General features: G+C 72.1%; 11 protein-coding genes and 1 tRNA gene. 6 read left to right on the plus strand and 6 right to left on the minus strand.

Features of this window, described 5'->3' with window-relative positions; genetic code table 11:
- The first annotated feature begins 1 nt into the window (after position 1).
- Complete coding sequence (locus OG254_RS41435) at positions 2-1,543, plus strand: aldehyde dehydrogenase family protein (protein WP_405592615.1); 1,542 nt, start codon at positions 2-4, stop codon at positions 1,541-1,543.
- A 38-nt stretch (positions 1,544-1,581) separates the two neighbouring features.
- On the opposite strand, the gene OG254_RS41440 is transcribed toward OG254_RS41435, so the two are convergent.
- The gene (locus OG254_RS41440; RefSeq protein ID WP_405592617.1) at positions 1,582-2,913 is read right to left on the minus strand and encodes a DUF2254 domain-containing protein; all 1,332 of its coding nucleotides are present in this window, start codon (positions 2,911-2,913) and stop codon (positions 1,582-1,584) included.
- A gap of 143 nt (positions 2,914-3,056) precedes the next feature.
- On the opposite strand from OG254_RS41440, the gene OG254_RS41445 reads away from it, so the two are divergent.
- Positions 3,057-3,141: transfer RNA gene (locus OG254_RS41445), tRNA-Leu, on the plus strand.
- 181 nt (positions 3,142-3,322) lie between these two features.
- Positions 3,323-3,928 (plus strand): response regulator transcription factor, encoded by a 606-nt coding sequence (locus tag OG254_RS41450; protein WP_351192700.1) that lies wholly within the window; start codon positions 3,323-3,325, stop codon positions 3,926-3,928.
- 114 nt (positions 3,929-4,042) lie between these two features.
- On the opposite strand, the gene OG254_RS41455 is transcribed toward OG254_RS41450, so the two are convergent.
- The 5 genes from OG254_RS41455 to OG254_RS41475 all read right to left on the minus strand — a co-directional run bounded on the left by OG254_RS41455 (position 4,043) and on the right by OG254_RS41475 (position 11,366).
- Positions 4,043-5,998: an ATP-binding cassette domain-containing protein gene (locus OG254_RS41455; protein WP_405592619.1), complete on the minus strand. Its 1,956-nt coding sequence runs from the start codon at positions 5,996-5,998 to the stop codon at positions 4,043-4,045.
- Positions 5,995-7,728, minus strand: a complete 1,734-nt coding sequence (locus OG254_RS41460; protein WP_405592621.1) for an ABC transporter ATP-binding protein — start codon at positions 7,726-7,728, stop codon at positions 5,995-5,997. The genes OG254_RS41455 and OG254_RS41460 overlap by 4 nt, the downstream gene beginning before the upstream one ends.
- A 96-nt stretch (positions 7,729-7,824) precedes the next feature.
- A complete protein-coding gene (locus OG254_RS41465; protein WP_351192585.1) occupies positions 7,825-7,947 on the minus strand; it encodes a SapB/AmfS family lanthipeptide in 123 nt (40 codons plus the stop codon).
- A gap of 6 nt (positions 7,948-7,953) precedes the next feature.
- Entirely contained in the window at positions 7,954-10,566 is a 2,613-nt protein-coding gene (lanKC, locus tag OG254_RS41470; protein ID WP_405592624.1) for a class III lanthionine synthetase LanKC, read from the minus strand.
- Between the two features lie 296 nt (positions 10,567-10,862).
- On the minus strand, positions 10,863-11,366 hold the full coding sequence (locus OG254_RS41475) for a MarR family winged helix-turn-helix transcriptional regulator (protein ID WP_405592626.1): 504 nt from the start codon (positions 11,364-11,366) through the stop codon (positions 10,863-10,865).
- Positions 11,367-11,542: 176 nt separating this feature from the next.
- Between OG254_RS41475 and OG254_RS41480 the strand changes: the two genes are divergently transcribed.
- The 3 genes from OG254_RS41480 to fusA all read left to right on the plus strand — a co-directional run bounded on the left by OG254_RS41480 (position 11,543) and on the right by fusA (position 15,463).
- Positions 11,543-12,757, plus strand: a complete 1,215-nt coding sequence (locus tag OG254_RS41480; RefSeq protein WP_405592628.1) for a cytochrome P450 — start codon at positions 11,543-11,545, stop codon at positions 12,755-12,757.
- A gap of 33 nt (positions 12,758-12,790) precedes the next feature.
- On the plus strand, positions 12,791-12,991 hold the full coding sequence (locus OG254_RS41485) for a ferredoxin (RefSeq protein ID WP_351192578.1): 201 nt from the start codon (positions 12,791-12,793) through the stop codon (positions 12,989-12,991).
- Positions 12,992-13,393: 402 nt separating this feature from the next.
- Entirely contained in the window at positions 13,394-15,463 is a 2,070-nt protein-coding gene (gene fusA / locus OG254_RS41490) for an elongation factor G (protein ID WP_405592631.1), read from the plus strand.
- Positions 15,464-15,625 lie beyond the last annotated feature (162 nt).

The raw sequence follows: 15,625 nt of genomic DNA on the forward strand, positions 1-15,625 counted from the left end.
AATGGCAACCACCCTCACCATCAAATCCGACACCTCCTGGACCGACGCCTGGCAACGCTGCCTCACGGTCGCCCCGGAGGCCTTCCGGGACGACCGTGTCCTCAACCTCTGGAACTCCACCTGGCAGGCCGACGGTCGCGCCCTGCCCGCCACCAGCCCTGTCGACGGCAGCCCGATCGCCGGCCCGCCGCGCCTGGACCGGGACACCGCCCACCAGGCCGTACGCGCCTCGCTCGACCAGCACCGCGCGTGGCGGCACATCCCGCTGGACGAACGCCGGGCGCGTGTCGCGGCCACCCTCGACGCCCTGACCCAGCACCGGGACCTGCTCGCCCTGCTCCTCGTCTGGGAGATCGGCAAGCCGTGGCGGCTCGCCCGGGCCGACGTCGACCGGGCCATCGACGGCGTGCGCTGGTACGTCGACGGCATCGAGCCGATGGTCGCCGGCCGGGCCCCACTGAACGGCCCGGTTTCCAACATCGCGAGCTGGAACTACCCGATGAGCGTGCTCGTTCACGCAGTGTTGGTACAGGCATTGGCAGGCAACGCGGTCATCGCCAAGACCCCGACCGATGGCGGTGTCGCGTGTCTGACCCTGGCCTGCGCGCTCGCCGCCCGTGAGGGAATTCCCGTCACCCTCGTCAGCGGCAGCGGAGGCGAGCTGTCCCAGGCGCTGGTGCGGGCGCCCGAGATCGGCTGCGTCTCCTTCGTCGGCGGCCGCGACACCGGCGCCGCAGTGGCCACGGCCGTCGCCGACCTCGGCAAACGACACGTACTCGAACAGGAGGGACTGAACACCTGGGGCATCTGGAACCACACGGACTGGGACGCGCTCACCGCGGTCATCCCCAAGCTCTTCGACTACGGCAAACAACGCTGCACGGCGTACCCGCGCTTCGTCGTCCAGCGTGAGCTGTTCGACGAGTTTCTGGCGGCGTACCTCCCGGCGGTGCGCACGCTCAGGGTCGGCCACCCCCTGGCGGTCGAGCAGCCGGACGACCCGTACCCGCAGCTGGACTTCGGGCCGGTGATCAACGCGGCCAAGGCCAAGGAGCTGGGCGATCAGGTCGCCGAGGCCATCGACCGCGGCGCCGTCCCCCTGCACCGCGGGAACCCGTCCGACGCCCACTTCCTGCCCGGCCAGGACACCTCGGCCTATGTCCAGCCGGTCACGCTGCTGAACCCACCGCCCTCCTCCCCGCTCCACCACGCGGAGCCGTTCGGCCCGGTCGACACGATCGTCCTGGTCGACACGGAGGCGGAGCTGCTGGCGGCCATGAACGCCTCGAACGGCGCGCTGGTCGCCACGCTGTCCACGGACGACCGGGCGACGTACGAGCGGCTCGCCCCGCAGATCCGCGCGTTCAAGGTCGGCCACGGCAAACCGCGCTCACGCGGGGACCGCGACGAGTTGTTCGGCGGGTTCGGCGCGTCCTGGCGCGGGGCGTTCGTCGGCGGCGAGCTGCTGGTGCGCGCGGTGACGCAGGGGCCGTCGGGGGAGAGGCTGCCCGGGAACTTCCCGGAGTACCAGCTTCTTCCGTGAGCAGAGACCGCCGGGGCATCGGCCGGCCGGCGAACCGGTCAGCCGATGCCCTGCCGGTCCGGGCGGAGCGCGAACGCGCGGTCCGTCGCGTTCGGGGCGGTCTCGTCGACCGCCTGCTGGAGCAGTTCGCGGTGCCGCAGCAGCGGCTCGCGCCGATCCGGATGTGCGAGCAACAGCAGGTCGTCCAGACCGGCCAGCATGCGGCGTGACACCTGCGGGCTCCCGAGGGCACACCTGCGCACCTCGGTGAACCCGAGATCCACCAGCTCGGTCCACCCCGGCACGGACTGCACCAGCCTCACGGTCCCGCCCCGGTCCTGGTGCAGTGCGACGTCCAGCGGTTGCCGGGTCAGCGCCGCCAGGAACTGCACGACGCGGTCCAGCGCCTGCACGGCCGTCGTCGGATCGTTGATCGCGGGCGACAGGGCACGCAGCGCGATGTCGCACAACTGCCGCAGCCCGAAACCGAGATCCTGGTGGTAGGTCCGCTCCACCCCGACGTAAGTGGTGTAGCGCAGTGCGCCGAGCGGCGGGGCCGCCCCGCCGTGGACCGCGAGCAGGGGCGTGCCGGGAACCACGAAGTCCCCGATCCGCGGGATCAGCCGCAGCACGACGTCGTGCCTGCGGGCCACCCGCACCAGCCGTGCGATGTGCACGTCCCGCAACACCCCCGCCCGGCCCTCGTGCGGCACCCACGCCGTCGTGGAGCCTAGTTCGGGCGGGGCCGGTCCGCCCGTGGGCGGGGGCATCGAAGCGATTGCCCGGAAGGACTCCTTGGCGATTCGCGCGATTACGTGACTGATCCGCATCAGCCGCAGGGTGGTGTTCACGTACAGCACGAAGAGCAGGAGGCTCAGCGCGACCATGCAGAGCGTAAGGATCGACTGCACCAGCGGCAGGGTCGTCACCTTTCGGGGGTCGTCGGCGGTGTCGAAGGCGGTCAGCACCAGCAGGGTCAACACGAAGGTGGCCAGGAAGACCGAGAAGGTGGCCTTGGTGATCCGGCTGCGGACGAAGAGCCGCACCACACGCGGGGTGAACTGCCCGCTCGCCATCTGCACAGCCACCAGCGAGATGCTGAAGACCACGCCGATGAAGGTCATCATCGCCGACCCGACCGCGCTCACCACGGTCTTCGCATCCTGTGCGAACCGCAGCAGCTCGTCGAGCGTCTCGTAGTCGCCGTCTTCCCGCAGCGCGTCCACGATGGCCGTGTCGAGCGCCTGCGCCGCCAACCAGACCACGAAGACACCCACCATCGCGGCGGTCGGGGCGAACCAGAATGTGTCCCGCAGATGCTCCCTGAGGGGCGACAGCACACGCGGGCGACGGCGTGCGGGAGGGCTCTGCGTAACCAGCCAGTCACTCATGGCTTGGACCCTAGATGCATCGGAGCGCGGGGTCCCGGACCCCCGCCATGTGGAAGGAAACGCAGGTGAAAGGCACTCCGAAACCTTGGTATTGTTGTCCACGTCGCCGAGGGGAACACCCCCGGCAAGGCGACAGACACCTAGTCCGGGTGGCGGAATGGCAGACGCGCTAGCTTGAGGTGCTAGTGCCCTTTATCGGGCGTGGGGGTTCAAGTCCCCCCTCGGACACAGATTCTTTCCAGCTCATGCGGGTCGAGGGTTTCCTCGGCCCGCATGAGCTGTTTCCGGAGCGCGACTGGGGCGGCTCCCGGCAATTGCGTGTGCAGGCGGAGATACTTCGTAGGGCGTCGTCGGAGTGTCCGGGGCGCGTCGCGTCATGGAGGCCGCGTCCGGCCGGGCAGGAGCGATGTTGATCCGTGTTCTTCTCGTCGAGGAGGCAGACCTGGTGCGTGGGGCACTCGCCGCCCTGCTCACACGTGAGAGGGACATCGAAGTGGTCGCGGCGTCACCGGAGCGCAGTCAGACGGTCCCGCACGCGTTGTCGTACCGGCCCGACGTGGTGGTCATCGACAGCGACGGCGATGAGGACTGTGCCCTCGGTACCTGCCAGGAGCTGGCCGCGCGGCTGCCCGAGTGCCGGGCCCTGCTCGTGGTCGGCTCGACGACGCCGGACTATCTCCGGCGGGCGCTGGCACGTCGCGTCGCGGGTCTCATCGGCAGGAACAGCCCCTGCGACATCCTGCCCCAAGGGGTCCGCAAGGTGGCCGCGGGCGAGCGGTTCATCGACCCCGGACTGGCGCTGCTGGCGCTCTCGTCGGTGGAGAACCCGCTGACCGAGAGGGAGATCGAGGTACTGCGGTTGGCGGCGGACGGCACGCCCACGCGTGAGATCGCCGACCGGCTCTCGCTGTGCGTCGGGACAGTCCGCAATCACCTGAACGCGGTCTCCAGGAAAACCGGGGCGCGCAACCGCATCGACGCGATCCGGATCGCCCGCGAGTCGGGCTGGTTGTAGGCCGGGGCGAGTGGCCGCACCCGGGCGGCGGATCGTGGTCCGATGCGGCTCCGCGGCGGCCGCACCGGCACCGCTTCCCCGCCCCAACCCGGCTCGGGCGTCGTCCCGCGTCGGTCATCCGCGCCGGACGTCGGCCGTCGCCTGGTCCCAGTGGCCGATCAGGTCGCGGTAGAGAGCGCAGTCGGCCAGCAACTGGTCGTGTGTGCCGAGGGTGCAGCGCGGGCCGTCCATGACGAGGACGAGGTCGGCGCGCAGGGCGGAGCTGATCCGGTGGGCGCAGACGATCAGGGTGGAACGGCGGCTGGCGAAGGCCCGTTCGGCGACCGCCTCGGCGGCCGGGTCGAGGTGGCACGTGGCCTCGTCCAGCAGGACCAGCGGGGCCGGCGGCAGCAGGGCGCGGACGAGTGCGATCAGCTGGCGCTCACCGGCGGACAGCAGGGCCGGGTTCACGGGAGCGTCGTAGCCGCCGAGGCGTTCGACGAGCGGGTCGGCGCCGATGGCGTGGACCGCCGCGTCGAGGGTGGGCCGGGTGGCCGTGGGCAGCAGGTAGGTGAGGTTCTCGCGCAGGGTGTCGGCGAAGACGTAAGCCTCCTGCGGGATCAGCACACGGGACCGGCCGAGTCGGCCGGGGTCCAGGGTCCGTACCGGGACTCCGCCCAGGCGTACCTGGCCGACCTGCGGTTCGAGCACCCCGGCGATGAGCGCGGCGAGCGTGGACTTGCCCGCGCCACTGGGTCCGACGACGGCCAGATGGGTGCCGGGCGCGAGGGAGAGGTCGAGGGACTGGAGGACCGGTTCGGCGGAGGGGGCGTAGCCGAAGGTGACACCGCGCAGTTCGACACGGCCGTCCTTGGGCCGGGGTCCCGCATGTCCCGACGCCTCCGGCGATCTCGATGCCGCCGGTGTCGCTGCCGCGGCCGGGTCCGGCGCCGTCGATGCTCCCCACGCCGCCGCAGGCCCCTCCTGCCCCGCACCACCCACCTCGGCAGCGACACGGCCGTCCTTGGGCCGGGGTCCCGCATGTCCCGACGCCTCCGGCGATCTCGATGCCGCCGCCGGGTCCGGCGCTGTCGACGCTCCCCACCCCGCCGCCGGCCCCTCCCGCCCCGCACCCCTCACCTCGGCCGCCTCCAAGATCCGGCCCAGTGTGACCAGTAGCCACAGCCCGCTGCCGCCGAGTCCCTGGACGAAGCCGCGCAGGGCCGGTTGGAGGCCTTGCGCGACGTAGGTCAGCGCGCCCAGGATCGCGCCGGCCGTCACTCCGCTGCGCACCAGCCAGGGTGCCCCGGCCAGGATGAGCACGATCGGCAGCCAGCCGCCGACACCCAGGGCGGCGGTGCGCAACGCGGTGAGCCGGGCCAGGGCGCGGGCCGCGCTGGCCGCCTCGTCGATACGGGCGCCGACCCGACGGCGTACGACGTCCTCGGCGCCGCACGCCGTCACGTCCCGCAGCCCGCCGGCCACCGTGCTCACCTGCTCGGCGATGGCCTCGTCGGCGAGGACGACCGCCCGCTGCCGGGCCGCCATCGCCCGCAGGGCCAGCAGGAAGAGCGTGAGCCCGGCCAGGAGGGGCGGTACGACGAACAGCAGGAGGGCCGGATCCAGCGCGGCGAGCCCGAGCAGCACGCTCACCGTCGTGACCGCGAAGCTCTGCACGAACATCACGACCGCTCCGTACGACTCGCGGGCGATCTCCACCTGCTCGGTCAGCCGTGCGACGCCCGCCGTGTCGGCGGGTCGCCCGGCGTGGAGAGAGGAGCGGTGCAGCGTGCCGGTGGTGGCCAGGGTGACCAGTTCGTCGCGGAACGGCTCGACGACTGCGGCCAGTTGGAGCGTGGCGTGCCGGGTGCCCCAGGCGCCGACGAGGACGGCGGCGGCCAGGAGACCGAGCCAGCCGAGGCCCGCGGCGCTGCGGCCCGCGAGGAAGCCGTCGTCGACGGCACGGGCGACCAGCCAGCCGGAGAGCAACGCGGGCACGGCCTCGACCAGCGACCACCAGGTGAGCCGTACGAACTCCCGGCGCCGTGTGCGCAGCGTGGAGCGCAGCAGGGCGCCCGGTGCCGGGTTCACCGGCGCGCCCCTGCGTCATCCCCGGACTCCGGGCGGAACACCGCCCGATAGCCCTCCCGTGTCCACAGCTCCCGATGCGTGCCCAGGCCCCGCACCCGTCCCGCGTCGAGCCAGACGACGACGTCCGCGCGGGCCGCCGTGGAGGCGCGGTGGGTCACGACGAGCCGGGTGCGGTGGGCGAGTGGACCGGTGCTGGTCAGGGCCTGGCCGATGTGGTGCTCGGTGACGGTGTCGAGGCTTGCCGCCACGTCGTCCAGCACCAGGAGGCGGCCTTCAGGCGCGGACTGGACGAACGCGCGCGCCAGGCCGATGCGTTGGGACTCGCCGCCGGACAGCGGGGCATCGGTGAGCGGGGTGCCGTACCCCTCGGGCATGGTCCGGACGAAGGCGTCGGCGCGTGCCGCGGTGGCCCCCGCACGCATCTCCCCGCCCCCGGGTGTGCGTGGCCCGAATCCGATCGCGTCCGCGAAGGTCTCGCCCAGCAGCACCGGTCGTTCGAAGCCGTAGGCGACGGCCCGCCGCAGCTCCGCGCGGTCCACAGCGCGCAGCGGCGTCCCGTCGAGCAGTACCTCGCCCTCGTCCGGGTCCACCAGCCGTCCGGCCAGCGCGGCCAGCAGGGACTTGCCGGATCCCGAGCGCCCTACGACGGCGGCCAGCGCGCCCGGCGGCAGCTCCAGATCGATGCCGCCCAGCGTGGCGTCGCCCTCGGCGGTGCGCACCGTGACCCCGCGGAACTCCAGTCGCCCGCCGCCCCCGGAGGGCAGGTGTGCGCTGCCGTGGGCGACCGTGGGTTCGCCCAGCACCTCGGCGACCCGTCCGGCGGTGGCGCGTGCGAAGGCCAGCCGGTTGACCGAGGCCACCAGCGAACTCACGCCGGTGGCCAGGAGCACGTACCCGCTCGCGGCAAGCATCTGACCCGGTGTGATGCGTCCTCGGGCGAGCCCCAGTCCGGCCACGGCCAGCACGGCGACCTCCAGCAGGGGCACGATCGCGGCGTCCCGTGCGGAGACCCGGGCGAACGCGCGCCACATGCCCAGGCCGTGGCGGTGCAGTTCGGGCAGCGGCTGCAGTATCCGCTCGGACTCGCGGGCCGCGGTCCCGGCGGCCGTGATGGTGCGGATGCCGGTCAGGGCGTCGACGAGTCGGGTGGCGATGTGGCCCTGCGTGGCGAAGTAGCGGTCGTTGAGGTCGGAGACGTCGCGGACGAAGGCCCGGACCATGAGGACGACCAGGGGCAGTCCGGCGAGGAAGGTGAGGCACAGCCAGGGGTCGATGAGGGCCAGGGCCACCACGGCCCCGACCGGAGGGACCAGTTCGGTCACCGCCCACACCAGGCTCGACGGGGCGTTGCCGGCCCGGGCCGTGTTGCCCACCAGACGCGCCACCAGATCGCCCTGAGTGTGCCGGCGGGTGGCGGGGGCGCCCAGGTCGAGGACATGGCCGAGCAGGGTGTGCCGCAGCCATGCCGTGCAGCGGGCGTTGGCCACGGCGCCCGCGTAGTCGTCCACGGTGTCGCACACCACCAGCAGCGCGACGGTGACGGCGGACAGGGTCAGCCACAGGGCGGTGTCGCCGCGTCCGAGCACCGCGTCGACCGTGCGGCCCATGACGGCGGGCAGGAGCACGTAGACCCCTGCCAGCAGCAGTGACGCGGCGGCCTGGACGCCGCCCCACACACCGCCCCGCCGGACCGTTTCGAACAGCAGACGGTCCGCCGCGCGTCGGTCCACGGGCCGCTCCCGTCGTCGTACGGTTCCTGCGTTTCCAGCGAAGGGCGGGGGCACTCGGAGTGCCCCCGCAGTGTGGGTGAGGACTCGTCGTGAGGACTAGCAGAGCAGCAGGCTGAGGAAGCTGCCTCCACCGCATCCCTTGCTTGCCCGGCTGCCTGGCGGCGGACGGTAACCGGTCTCCGACTCGATGGTCAGTCCCTGCAGTTCGAGGAGCGACATATGTCTTCACCTTCTCTCGTGTACTCGCGTGGGGACGGGTTGGTCATCAGCCGACAAGCCGGGTGTCAGGAACGGCAGCCCGGCCGGACTGGAGTGGAAGGCGGCGCCCAGGGCCAGCAGGACGCCCGCGGTGCCGGTGGCAAGGTCCATGGAAAGCCGCAGCAACTGCTCGCCGGGGAAGGCGAGTCGGCCGTCGAGCAGGCAGGCGTGACGGTCCAGGTGGCGTACGTGGTCCGCGATCACGGGGTCGTGCGCGGCGGCCGTGCCGGGCGGGTGCGCGCGGCTGAGGTGGAGGATCATGCCCGCCACGCCGTCGAAGAGCCCGGGTTCGATGTAGAACGACGCCCTCGCGGCCTTGCGGATCCGGTCGGCGGCCGTCGAGAACTCCTCGTCCGCGCGGTGGGCCAGGTACTCGTCGAGCACCATGCCGATGCCCACGCTGCCGTCGGCGAGATACGGCATGGTGCGCCAGCCCTCGTTGACCTCCATCGAACCGTCCGCGCGCACCAGGCAGCGGCGCAGGTCCTGACGCAGCGCGGTGGCGGCCAGGTCGAGCAGCGCCGGTTCGCCGCTGTGCTCGTACAGGCGCAGGAACAGCAGCGCGGGCCCGGACGAGCCGAACATCAGCCCCGCTCTCGGATGGGCTCCGCCACTGGTCTCGGGCACGCCGTCGGCCGGGCCGATACGGTCGGCGACGGCCTGCGCCACGTGCAGGGCGGCGTCACGGCAGGCGGCGTCGCCGAGAGTGGTCGCGAAGTGCAGCGCGTTGAGCCCGATGCCGGACAGTCCGCCCCTGAGGTCCAGTGCCAGGGCTTCCCAGTGCTCGTCCAGGCACATGTCGAGGACCTTGACGGCCTCCTCGTGGTGCCCGAGGTGTTCGAGGACGTACGCGACGCCGTGCAAGCCGTCGTAGAAGCCGAGGCGGGTTCCGGGCTCCGGATGCAGTGCGTGCCGGATCAGCCAGTCCTCGTGGTCGGGGTGGCGCCCGGCGCCGGTCACGTCCAGCGCGTACAGTACGCCCGCCGCGCCGTGCGCCACCGCGAGGCCGCCGCCCGGGACGCCGAACTGCTCGATGTCGCCCGGGAAGAGCCGGTCGCGGCGCTCGGGCGTGGCGGCGGCCAGGACGGCGTCGGCCATCGAGGCGCGGGCACGCAGCCAGCCGGCGTGGTCGGGCCGCAGACGAGGCCCTTCGTCCGCCCCGGCGGCCATCCCGCCGTTGCCGGTGAGTGTGCGGACGGCCTCGTCGAGGAACCGCCGGGGCACCGGGAACAGCCGGGCGGCCTCCCTGGCGAGCTGCCCGGCCTTGCCGCCGTCCAGCTCGATGAGGCCCGTCAGCGGCATGAAGAGGAAGATCCTCAGGCAGGCCAGCGCGTAGCGGTCGATGTCGAAGCCGGTTGCCCCGCTGGGGGCGATGAAACCCGGGGCCGCGAGGACCTGGTGCCCGGCCTCTGCCACGTCCGAGGCGCCTTCGAAGTCGATCAGTACCACCCGGCCGTCGGGGCGGACCAGGACGTTGTACGTGTGCACGTCGCCGATCACGATGCCCCGCTCATGGACCGCGGCGACCGCTTCCTCCACTTGCCGGTGCAGGTCGAGGGCCCAGGACGCGTAGTCGGCGAAGGCCGACGCGTCGGCCTCCAGGTCGGTCGGCGGATAGCGATCGACGAACACCTCGTGCAGGGGCCGTCCCTCGATGAACTCCTCGACGAGGAAGTGGTGGCCGCCCAGCTCGAAGTGATCCCGGAGCTCGGGTACGCAGGACAGGCCGCGCAGCCGTTCCAGGGCCGTCCGCTCGCGCTCCAGCCGGGTGACGGCGTCCGCGCCGTCGGCGGTGAGTCCCGCGTGCGGCCGGGCCTCCTTGAGGACGACACGTTCCTCGGTGCGGGTGTCGACCCCGGCGTACAGTCCGCCGCCGTTGGAGAAGTGCAGCGCCCTGTCGAACCGGTAGGGCAGATCGGCGACGGTGGTACGGCGGCTCTCGGCGAGCTGCGCTTCGAGGAAGCCGGGCAGTGGCACCCACTCGGGAACGTGGAAGGTGGGACCTCGCACATCCGGCACCAGACGTCCGGAGGGGTCCTCCACCGCCTGCTCCAGCACACCGTCGGCCGAGACGCAGTACCGGTCGGCGAAGGCGCCGTACCTGACGTACAGCGGACCGTCGCCCCAGCGCAGGTCGCTGAGAATGTACGGCCCCTGCCGGCCGTCGAGGGCGGCTCCGAGCTCGGTGAGGACACGCTCGCACTGGGCCTCGTCCACCGGGTAGACGGTCACGAACTTTCCGCTGGACCCGCGGTGCGCGTACTTCGCGTTGGCGAGGAACAGGGTGTCCAGGCCGGGCAGGAACTTGAAGGCGATACGGCGCGGGACGCAGTAGTCCCACACCGCGTCCAGGGTCGTCTGCGCGTTGTCCGGGCACGCCGAGACGTGGATCTTCCAGCCCTGCTTCGGGAGCTCCGCGTCGACGGGGCGGCAGACCACCCAGTCGCCGAGTTCCTCGCGCGACCAGGAGGCGGGAGGCGTGCGCCGGGTCTGATGGAACTGGCCCTGCGTTCGGCCACGGGACGGCGTGTCGTAGAAATGCGGGTGAGTGAGGCAGTAGACCTCGTACCGCTTGTCCACGGAAAGCCTCCAGTCGGGGGCTGCTGTCCTGCTCAGAGGTGCCTCGCCGCGCGACGGGGCGGGGTGGCGAACGGGCGGTCCCTGCTGCTCTCGGGCCGCGTGACCAGCGCCTGTCACCTCTCACGATGACAGAACAGGTGACAGCGAACATCGATCGTCTGTCACCGGAAGAGTGTGAGATTCACACGGTCCGCCTGTACGGATCGCACGCCTCGCAGGAGCGTCGAAGGCGCTGCGGGTGGCGCGGGGGCCGCGAGGGTGTCGCTTACGTCAGTCGTGGTCGGCCGTCAACGCGCTCAAGGCCGACGGGTTTTCGTGTCCGAGTCGTCCGAGTCGTCTCCGCCTCTCGGCCAGGGGCGCCCGGTGATCCGCTCGATGTCCGTGTTGAACTGCCGCAGGTCGGCGATGAACCGCCCGAGTCGCTCGGGGGTCCAGTCGGCCACGACCGTGGACAGGCCCGTGACGATTCCGTCGCGCTGCTGCGTGAGGAGCCTGAGGCCCTCCTCGGTGATGCGGAACTTGCGGGCCACCCCGCCGGCCGGGTCGAGGGTCCGCTCCACCAGGCCGTTGCGCAGGAGGGCCGAGGTCTGGCGGGTGAACGTCGACGCCGCGAGTCCGAAGGCCTCGACGAAGTCCGGGATGGACATCGGGCCCTGTGCCTGGAGTCGGTTGAGGATGACGTAGGCGCTCTGGTCCAGCGGGTCCCCGCCGCGCGGGCCCCGGGGTGCCCGCATCTCCTTGTGGCGGGTGAGGATCAGCAGCTCCCGCTCGATGCGCTCCGCGGCCTCTCGGGCCTCCATGCCGATCTCCTTCCCGGTTCCCTGAGCCCTCACCCTACGGTGACATTGCGCCATACATCGAAAGTGCATCATGCACTCTTGATGCATGATGCACCACGTGCGTAGCGTGCCGTGCTGTGAATGCTTTCGCGTCGCTCACCCACCTCCCCCCAGCCCCCCACTCAAGGTGATGAAGGATGCGCGAGGACGACCTTCTGCGGCTGCCGCTGCCCAGTGACAACCCCTTGGAGCCGCCCGCCGATTGGGAGCGGCTGCGCCGTCAGTGCCCGGTGGCCACCGTCGAACTCCCCAGCGGTGACAAGGCGGCCTATCTGACCCGCCACGACCACGTCAAAGCCCTGCTGGCCGACCCCCGTTTCGCCCGGCCGACCGCCGAGGACGGCGCCGCCCGGATCGCCCCCGAAGGAGCCGGCGGTCCCGCCGCCGACGGGAGCACGCCCCTGGCACTGCCCGACCGCGGGGAGCCGCACCTGCGTTGGCGACGGCAGGTCGGCAAGTACTTCACCGCCAAACGCATGACCGCCCTGCGCCCCGGCATGGTGCGCACCGCCGAGGGCCTCGTCGACGACATGATCCGGCAGGGACAGCCCGCCGATCTCAAGGCCGCCCTCGGCTTCCCGCTGCCCGTCTACGTCATCTGCGACATCCTTGGAGTCCCCGCAGCCGATCGGGACCGGTTCTCGCACTGGTCCGACGCCTTCCTCAACGTCAGCCGCTTCACCGGCGAGCAGACCCGGGCGGCCTACGACGAGTTCGCCGAGTACATGTCGGCGCGCATCGCGGCGACGCGCGCCGAGCCCGGCGAGGACCTGATCAGCATGGTGATCAGGGAGAGCGAGGGCGAGGGCGAGGGGCTGACCGACGACGAGTTGCTCGGCACCGCCATGGGGCTGCTGGTCGCCGGGCACGAGACGACCGCCAACATGATCGGCAAGATGGTCGCCATGCTGCTCGCCGACCGCACCCGGTGGGAGCTGCTGCTGGCCGACCCCACCCTCGTGCGCACCGCGGTCGACGAGGCGCTGCGCTTCGACGCCAACCTCGGCTTCGGCATCCGGCGTTATCTCACCGAGGACGTCGAGGTCGGCGGGGGGCTGCTGCCGAGCGGCACGACCGTCGTGTGCAGCATGCCCGCGGCCAACCGGGACGAGCGGGTCTTCACCGACGCCGACGACATGGTGCTGTCCCGGTCCCCGAACCCCCATCTGACGTTCGGCGCCGGACCGCACTCCTGCCTCGGGCAGAGCCTCGCGCGCACCGAACTCCAGGTCACCCTCGACGTTCTTCTCCGCAGGCTGTCGACCCTTCGACTGGACGTGTCCGTCGGGGAGTTGCGGCGAGTGGAGGGCCTCCTCGTCGGCGGGCTGCAGACGGTGCCGGTGCGGTGGTGACGGCTGCCGCACCGATCAGGAAGGGCAACTGCCGTGAAAGTCACTGTGGATCAGGACCGCTGCTGCGGCGCCGGGCAGTGCGTGCTGCTCGCACCCGATGTCTTCGACCAACGTGACGACGACGGCATCGTCACCCTGCTCGACCCCACGCCGGCGCCGGACCTGCACGCCGCCGCCCGCGAGGCAGCCGCCGTCTGCCCCGCGGCCGCCATCACCATCGACGACGACGCATAGCGGCACCCGGTCCCACGGACCGGAAAATCACGTGCCCCGACCTCGCCCGGCTCCCTAGACTCAGCACGCAATCACGCGCCGCCCCGTACACGTCGGCGCGTAGTCGTGACCAGTCGAGGGGAGTCGGGCCGTGCGTGACCGCACCGCTGTCGTCGTCTCCCCCTCCCGGTACGAGGTGATCCTGGTGTCCTCGTCCGCCCGGTGCCCGCTGCGCGGCCGGCACCGGATGCCCGTGACGAACACCTGAGAGCGCCCGAGCAGTACGCACGTCAACGCCCCTGCCGTTCCCCCGTCCTGACGGGGCGGCAGGCCGTGCTCGCGTGGGCGCCTGCGCTCGTCCGGAAATCGCGCTGACCCCTTTTCGTATCCGGATCGTCCGGATCATCCGAAAGGCCATGGGCCGTGCGCACCAACCTCAACACCCTCGCCGTCGTCCGCAACCTCGGCATCCTCGCCCACGTCGACGCGGGCAAGACCACCGTCACCGAGCGGATCCTGTACACCACCGGGACCACGCACAAGCGTGGCGAGGTCCACGACGGCACCACTGTCACCGACTTCGACTCGCAGGAGCGCGACCGCGGGATCACCATTTTCGCGGCGGCGGTCAGCTGCGCCTGGGACGGTCACCGGATCAACCTCATCGACACCCCCGGGCACGTCGACTTCGCCGACGAGGTGGAGCGTTCGCTGCGTGTGCTCGACGGCGCGGTCGCGGTGTTCGACGCCGTTGCCGGGGTCGAGCCGCAGAGCGAGTCGGTGTGGCGGCAGGCCGACCGGCACGGCGTACCGAGGATCGCCTTCGTCAACAAGATGGACCGGGCGGGCGCGGACCTCGACACGGCCGTCGCGTCCATCCGGGAACGGCTGCATCCGGCGCCGCTGGTCGTGCAGTTGCCCATCGGCGCCGAGGACGGGTTCCGCGGCGTCGTGGACCTCGTACGCATGCGCGCGCTGGTGTGGGCCGACGGCGCCGACACGGCCGTGGAAGAGCCGGTGCCGGAGGAACTGCGCGAGGAGGCCCACCGGCGTCGGCGGCTGCTGGAGGAAGCCGTGGCCGAACTGCATGCCGACGCGCTGGAGGAGTTCTGCGCCCGGTCGGCCCTCACGGCGCAGACGCTGGTCCGTGCCCTGCGGGAGCTGACCCGCGGCGGCGAGGGCGTGGTCGTGCTGTGCGGGTCGGCCTACCGCAACCGCGGCGTCGAGCCGTTGCTCGACGCGGTGGTGGCGTATCTGCCGTCGCCGCTCGACGTGCCTGCCGTACGCGGCCTGCAGGGCGACGCCGAGGAAGAGCGGCCCGCCGACCCGTCGGCGCCGTTCGCGGCGCTGGCGTTCAAGGTGAGCGCCACTTCGACGGGGCGGCTCACCTACCTGCGCGTGTATTCGGGAACGATCGAGAAGGGAGGCACCGTGCTCGACGCGGGCGCGCGGCGCACCGAGCGGATCGGGCGGATCCTGCGGGTCCAGGCCGACCGGCATGAGCAGGTCGACCGGGCCGTCGCCGGGGACATCGTGGCCGTGGTCGGCCTGAAGTCGGCACGCCCGGGCTCCACCCTGTGCGCACCGGGCGCCCCGCTCGTCCTCGAACCGCCCGGTGTCGCCGACCCGGTGGTGTCCGTGGCGGTCGAGGCGCGCAGCTCCCTCGACACCGACCGGCTGGCCTCGGCCCTGGCGCGGCTGGTGGAGGAGGACCCTTCGCTGGTCGTACGGACCGATGCCGAGACCGGGCAGACGGTGCTGTCCGGCATGGGCGAACTGCATCTGGAGGTGGCGGTGGAGAAGATCCGGCGGGATGCCGGGCTGGAGGTCAACGTCGGCCGCCCCAGGGTGTCCTACCGAGAGACCGTCGGCCGAGGGGTGACCGGCTTCGTCTTCCGGCACGTCAAACAGGACGGCGGGTCAGGGCAGTTCGCGCATGTCGTCCTCGACGTCGAGCCGCTCGCGGCCGAAGAGGGTGCGACCGGCTTCGAGTTCCGCTCCTCCGTCGTCGGCGGTCGCGTGCCGCAGGAGTACGTCCGTGCCGTGGAGGCCGGCTGCCGGGACGCCCTCGCCGAGGGCCCGCTGGGCGGCCACCCGGTGACGGGACTGCGCGTCACGCTCACCGACGGGGCGACCCATGTGAAGGACTCGTCCGACACGGCGTTCCGTACGGCCGGCCGACTCGGTCTCCGTGACGCCCTGCGCTCCTGCGCGATGGTTCTCCTGGAGCCGGTCGTCGAGGTCACGGTCACCGTGCCCGAGGACGCCGTGGGCGGAGTCCTCGGCGATCTGGCGGCGCGGCGCGGCCGGGTCTCCGGCTCGGTCGCGCGGGCGGGCGCGGCGGTCGTCACGGCGACCGTGCCGCTGGCCGAACTCTTCGGCTACGCGACGCGGTTGCGCAGCCGTACGCAGGGCCGCGGCACGTTCACGGCCCGACCGACCGGGTACGCCCCGGCGCCTGCACCGACTCCGGCGCCGGCGGTGACGCGGTAGCACGTCCACGTCGACGAGAGGCCCCTCGGCCTGACGGCCTCTCGTCGACGCCCCCGGCCGCGGGCGGGGGGCGTCGCACCCGCGAGCCCCCGGGCGGCCCCTCCTCAACACGAGGCGGGGCCGCCCCGGGTGAACGAATGGCGACCGTCACCCTCCGCGCCA

Origin of the sequence: Streptomyces sp. NBC_01092 (genome assembly GCF_045039535.1) — a bacterium.
Classification (GTDB): domain Bacteria; phylum Actinomycetota; class Actinomycetes; order Streptomycetales; family Streptomycetaceae; genus Streptomyces.

What these genes read in the sequence shown, in the direction of transcription:
- OG254_RS41440 (WP_405592617.1), bottom strand. Translation starts at nt 2,913, where the DNA reads ATGAGTGACTGGCTGGTTACGCAGAGCCCTCCCGCACGCCGTCGCCCG.
- OG254_RS41435 (WP_405592615.1), top strand. Translation starts at nt 2, where the DNA reads ATGGCAACCACCCTCACCATCAAATCCGACACCTCCTGGACCGACGCC.
- OG254_RS41475 (WP_405592626.1), bottom strand. Translation starts at nt 11,366, where the DNA reads ATGGAGGCCCGAGAGGCCGCGGAGCGCATCGAGCGGGAGCTGCTGATC.
- OG254_RS41480 (WP_405592628.1), top strand. Translation starts at nt 11,543, where the DNA reads ATGCGCGAGGACGACCTTCTGCGGCTGCCGCTGCCCAGTGACAACCCC.
- OG254_RS41465 (WP_351192585.1), bottom strand. Translation starts at nt 7,947, where the DNA reads ATGTCGCTCCTCGAACTGCAGGGACTGACCATCGAGTCGGAGACCGGT.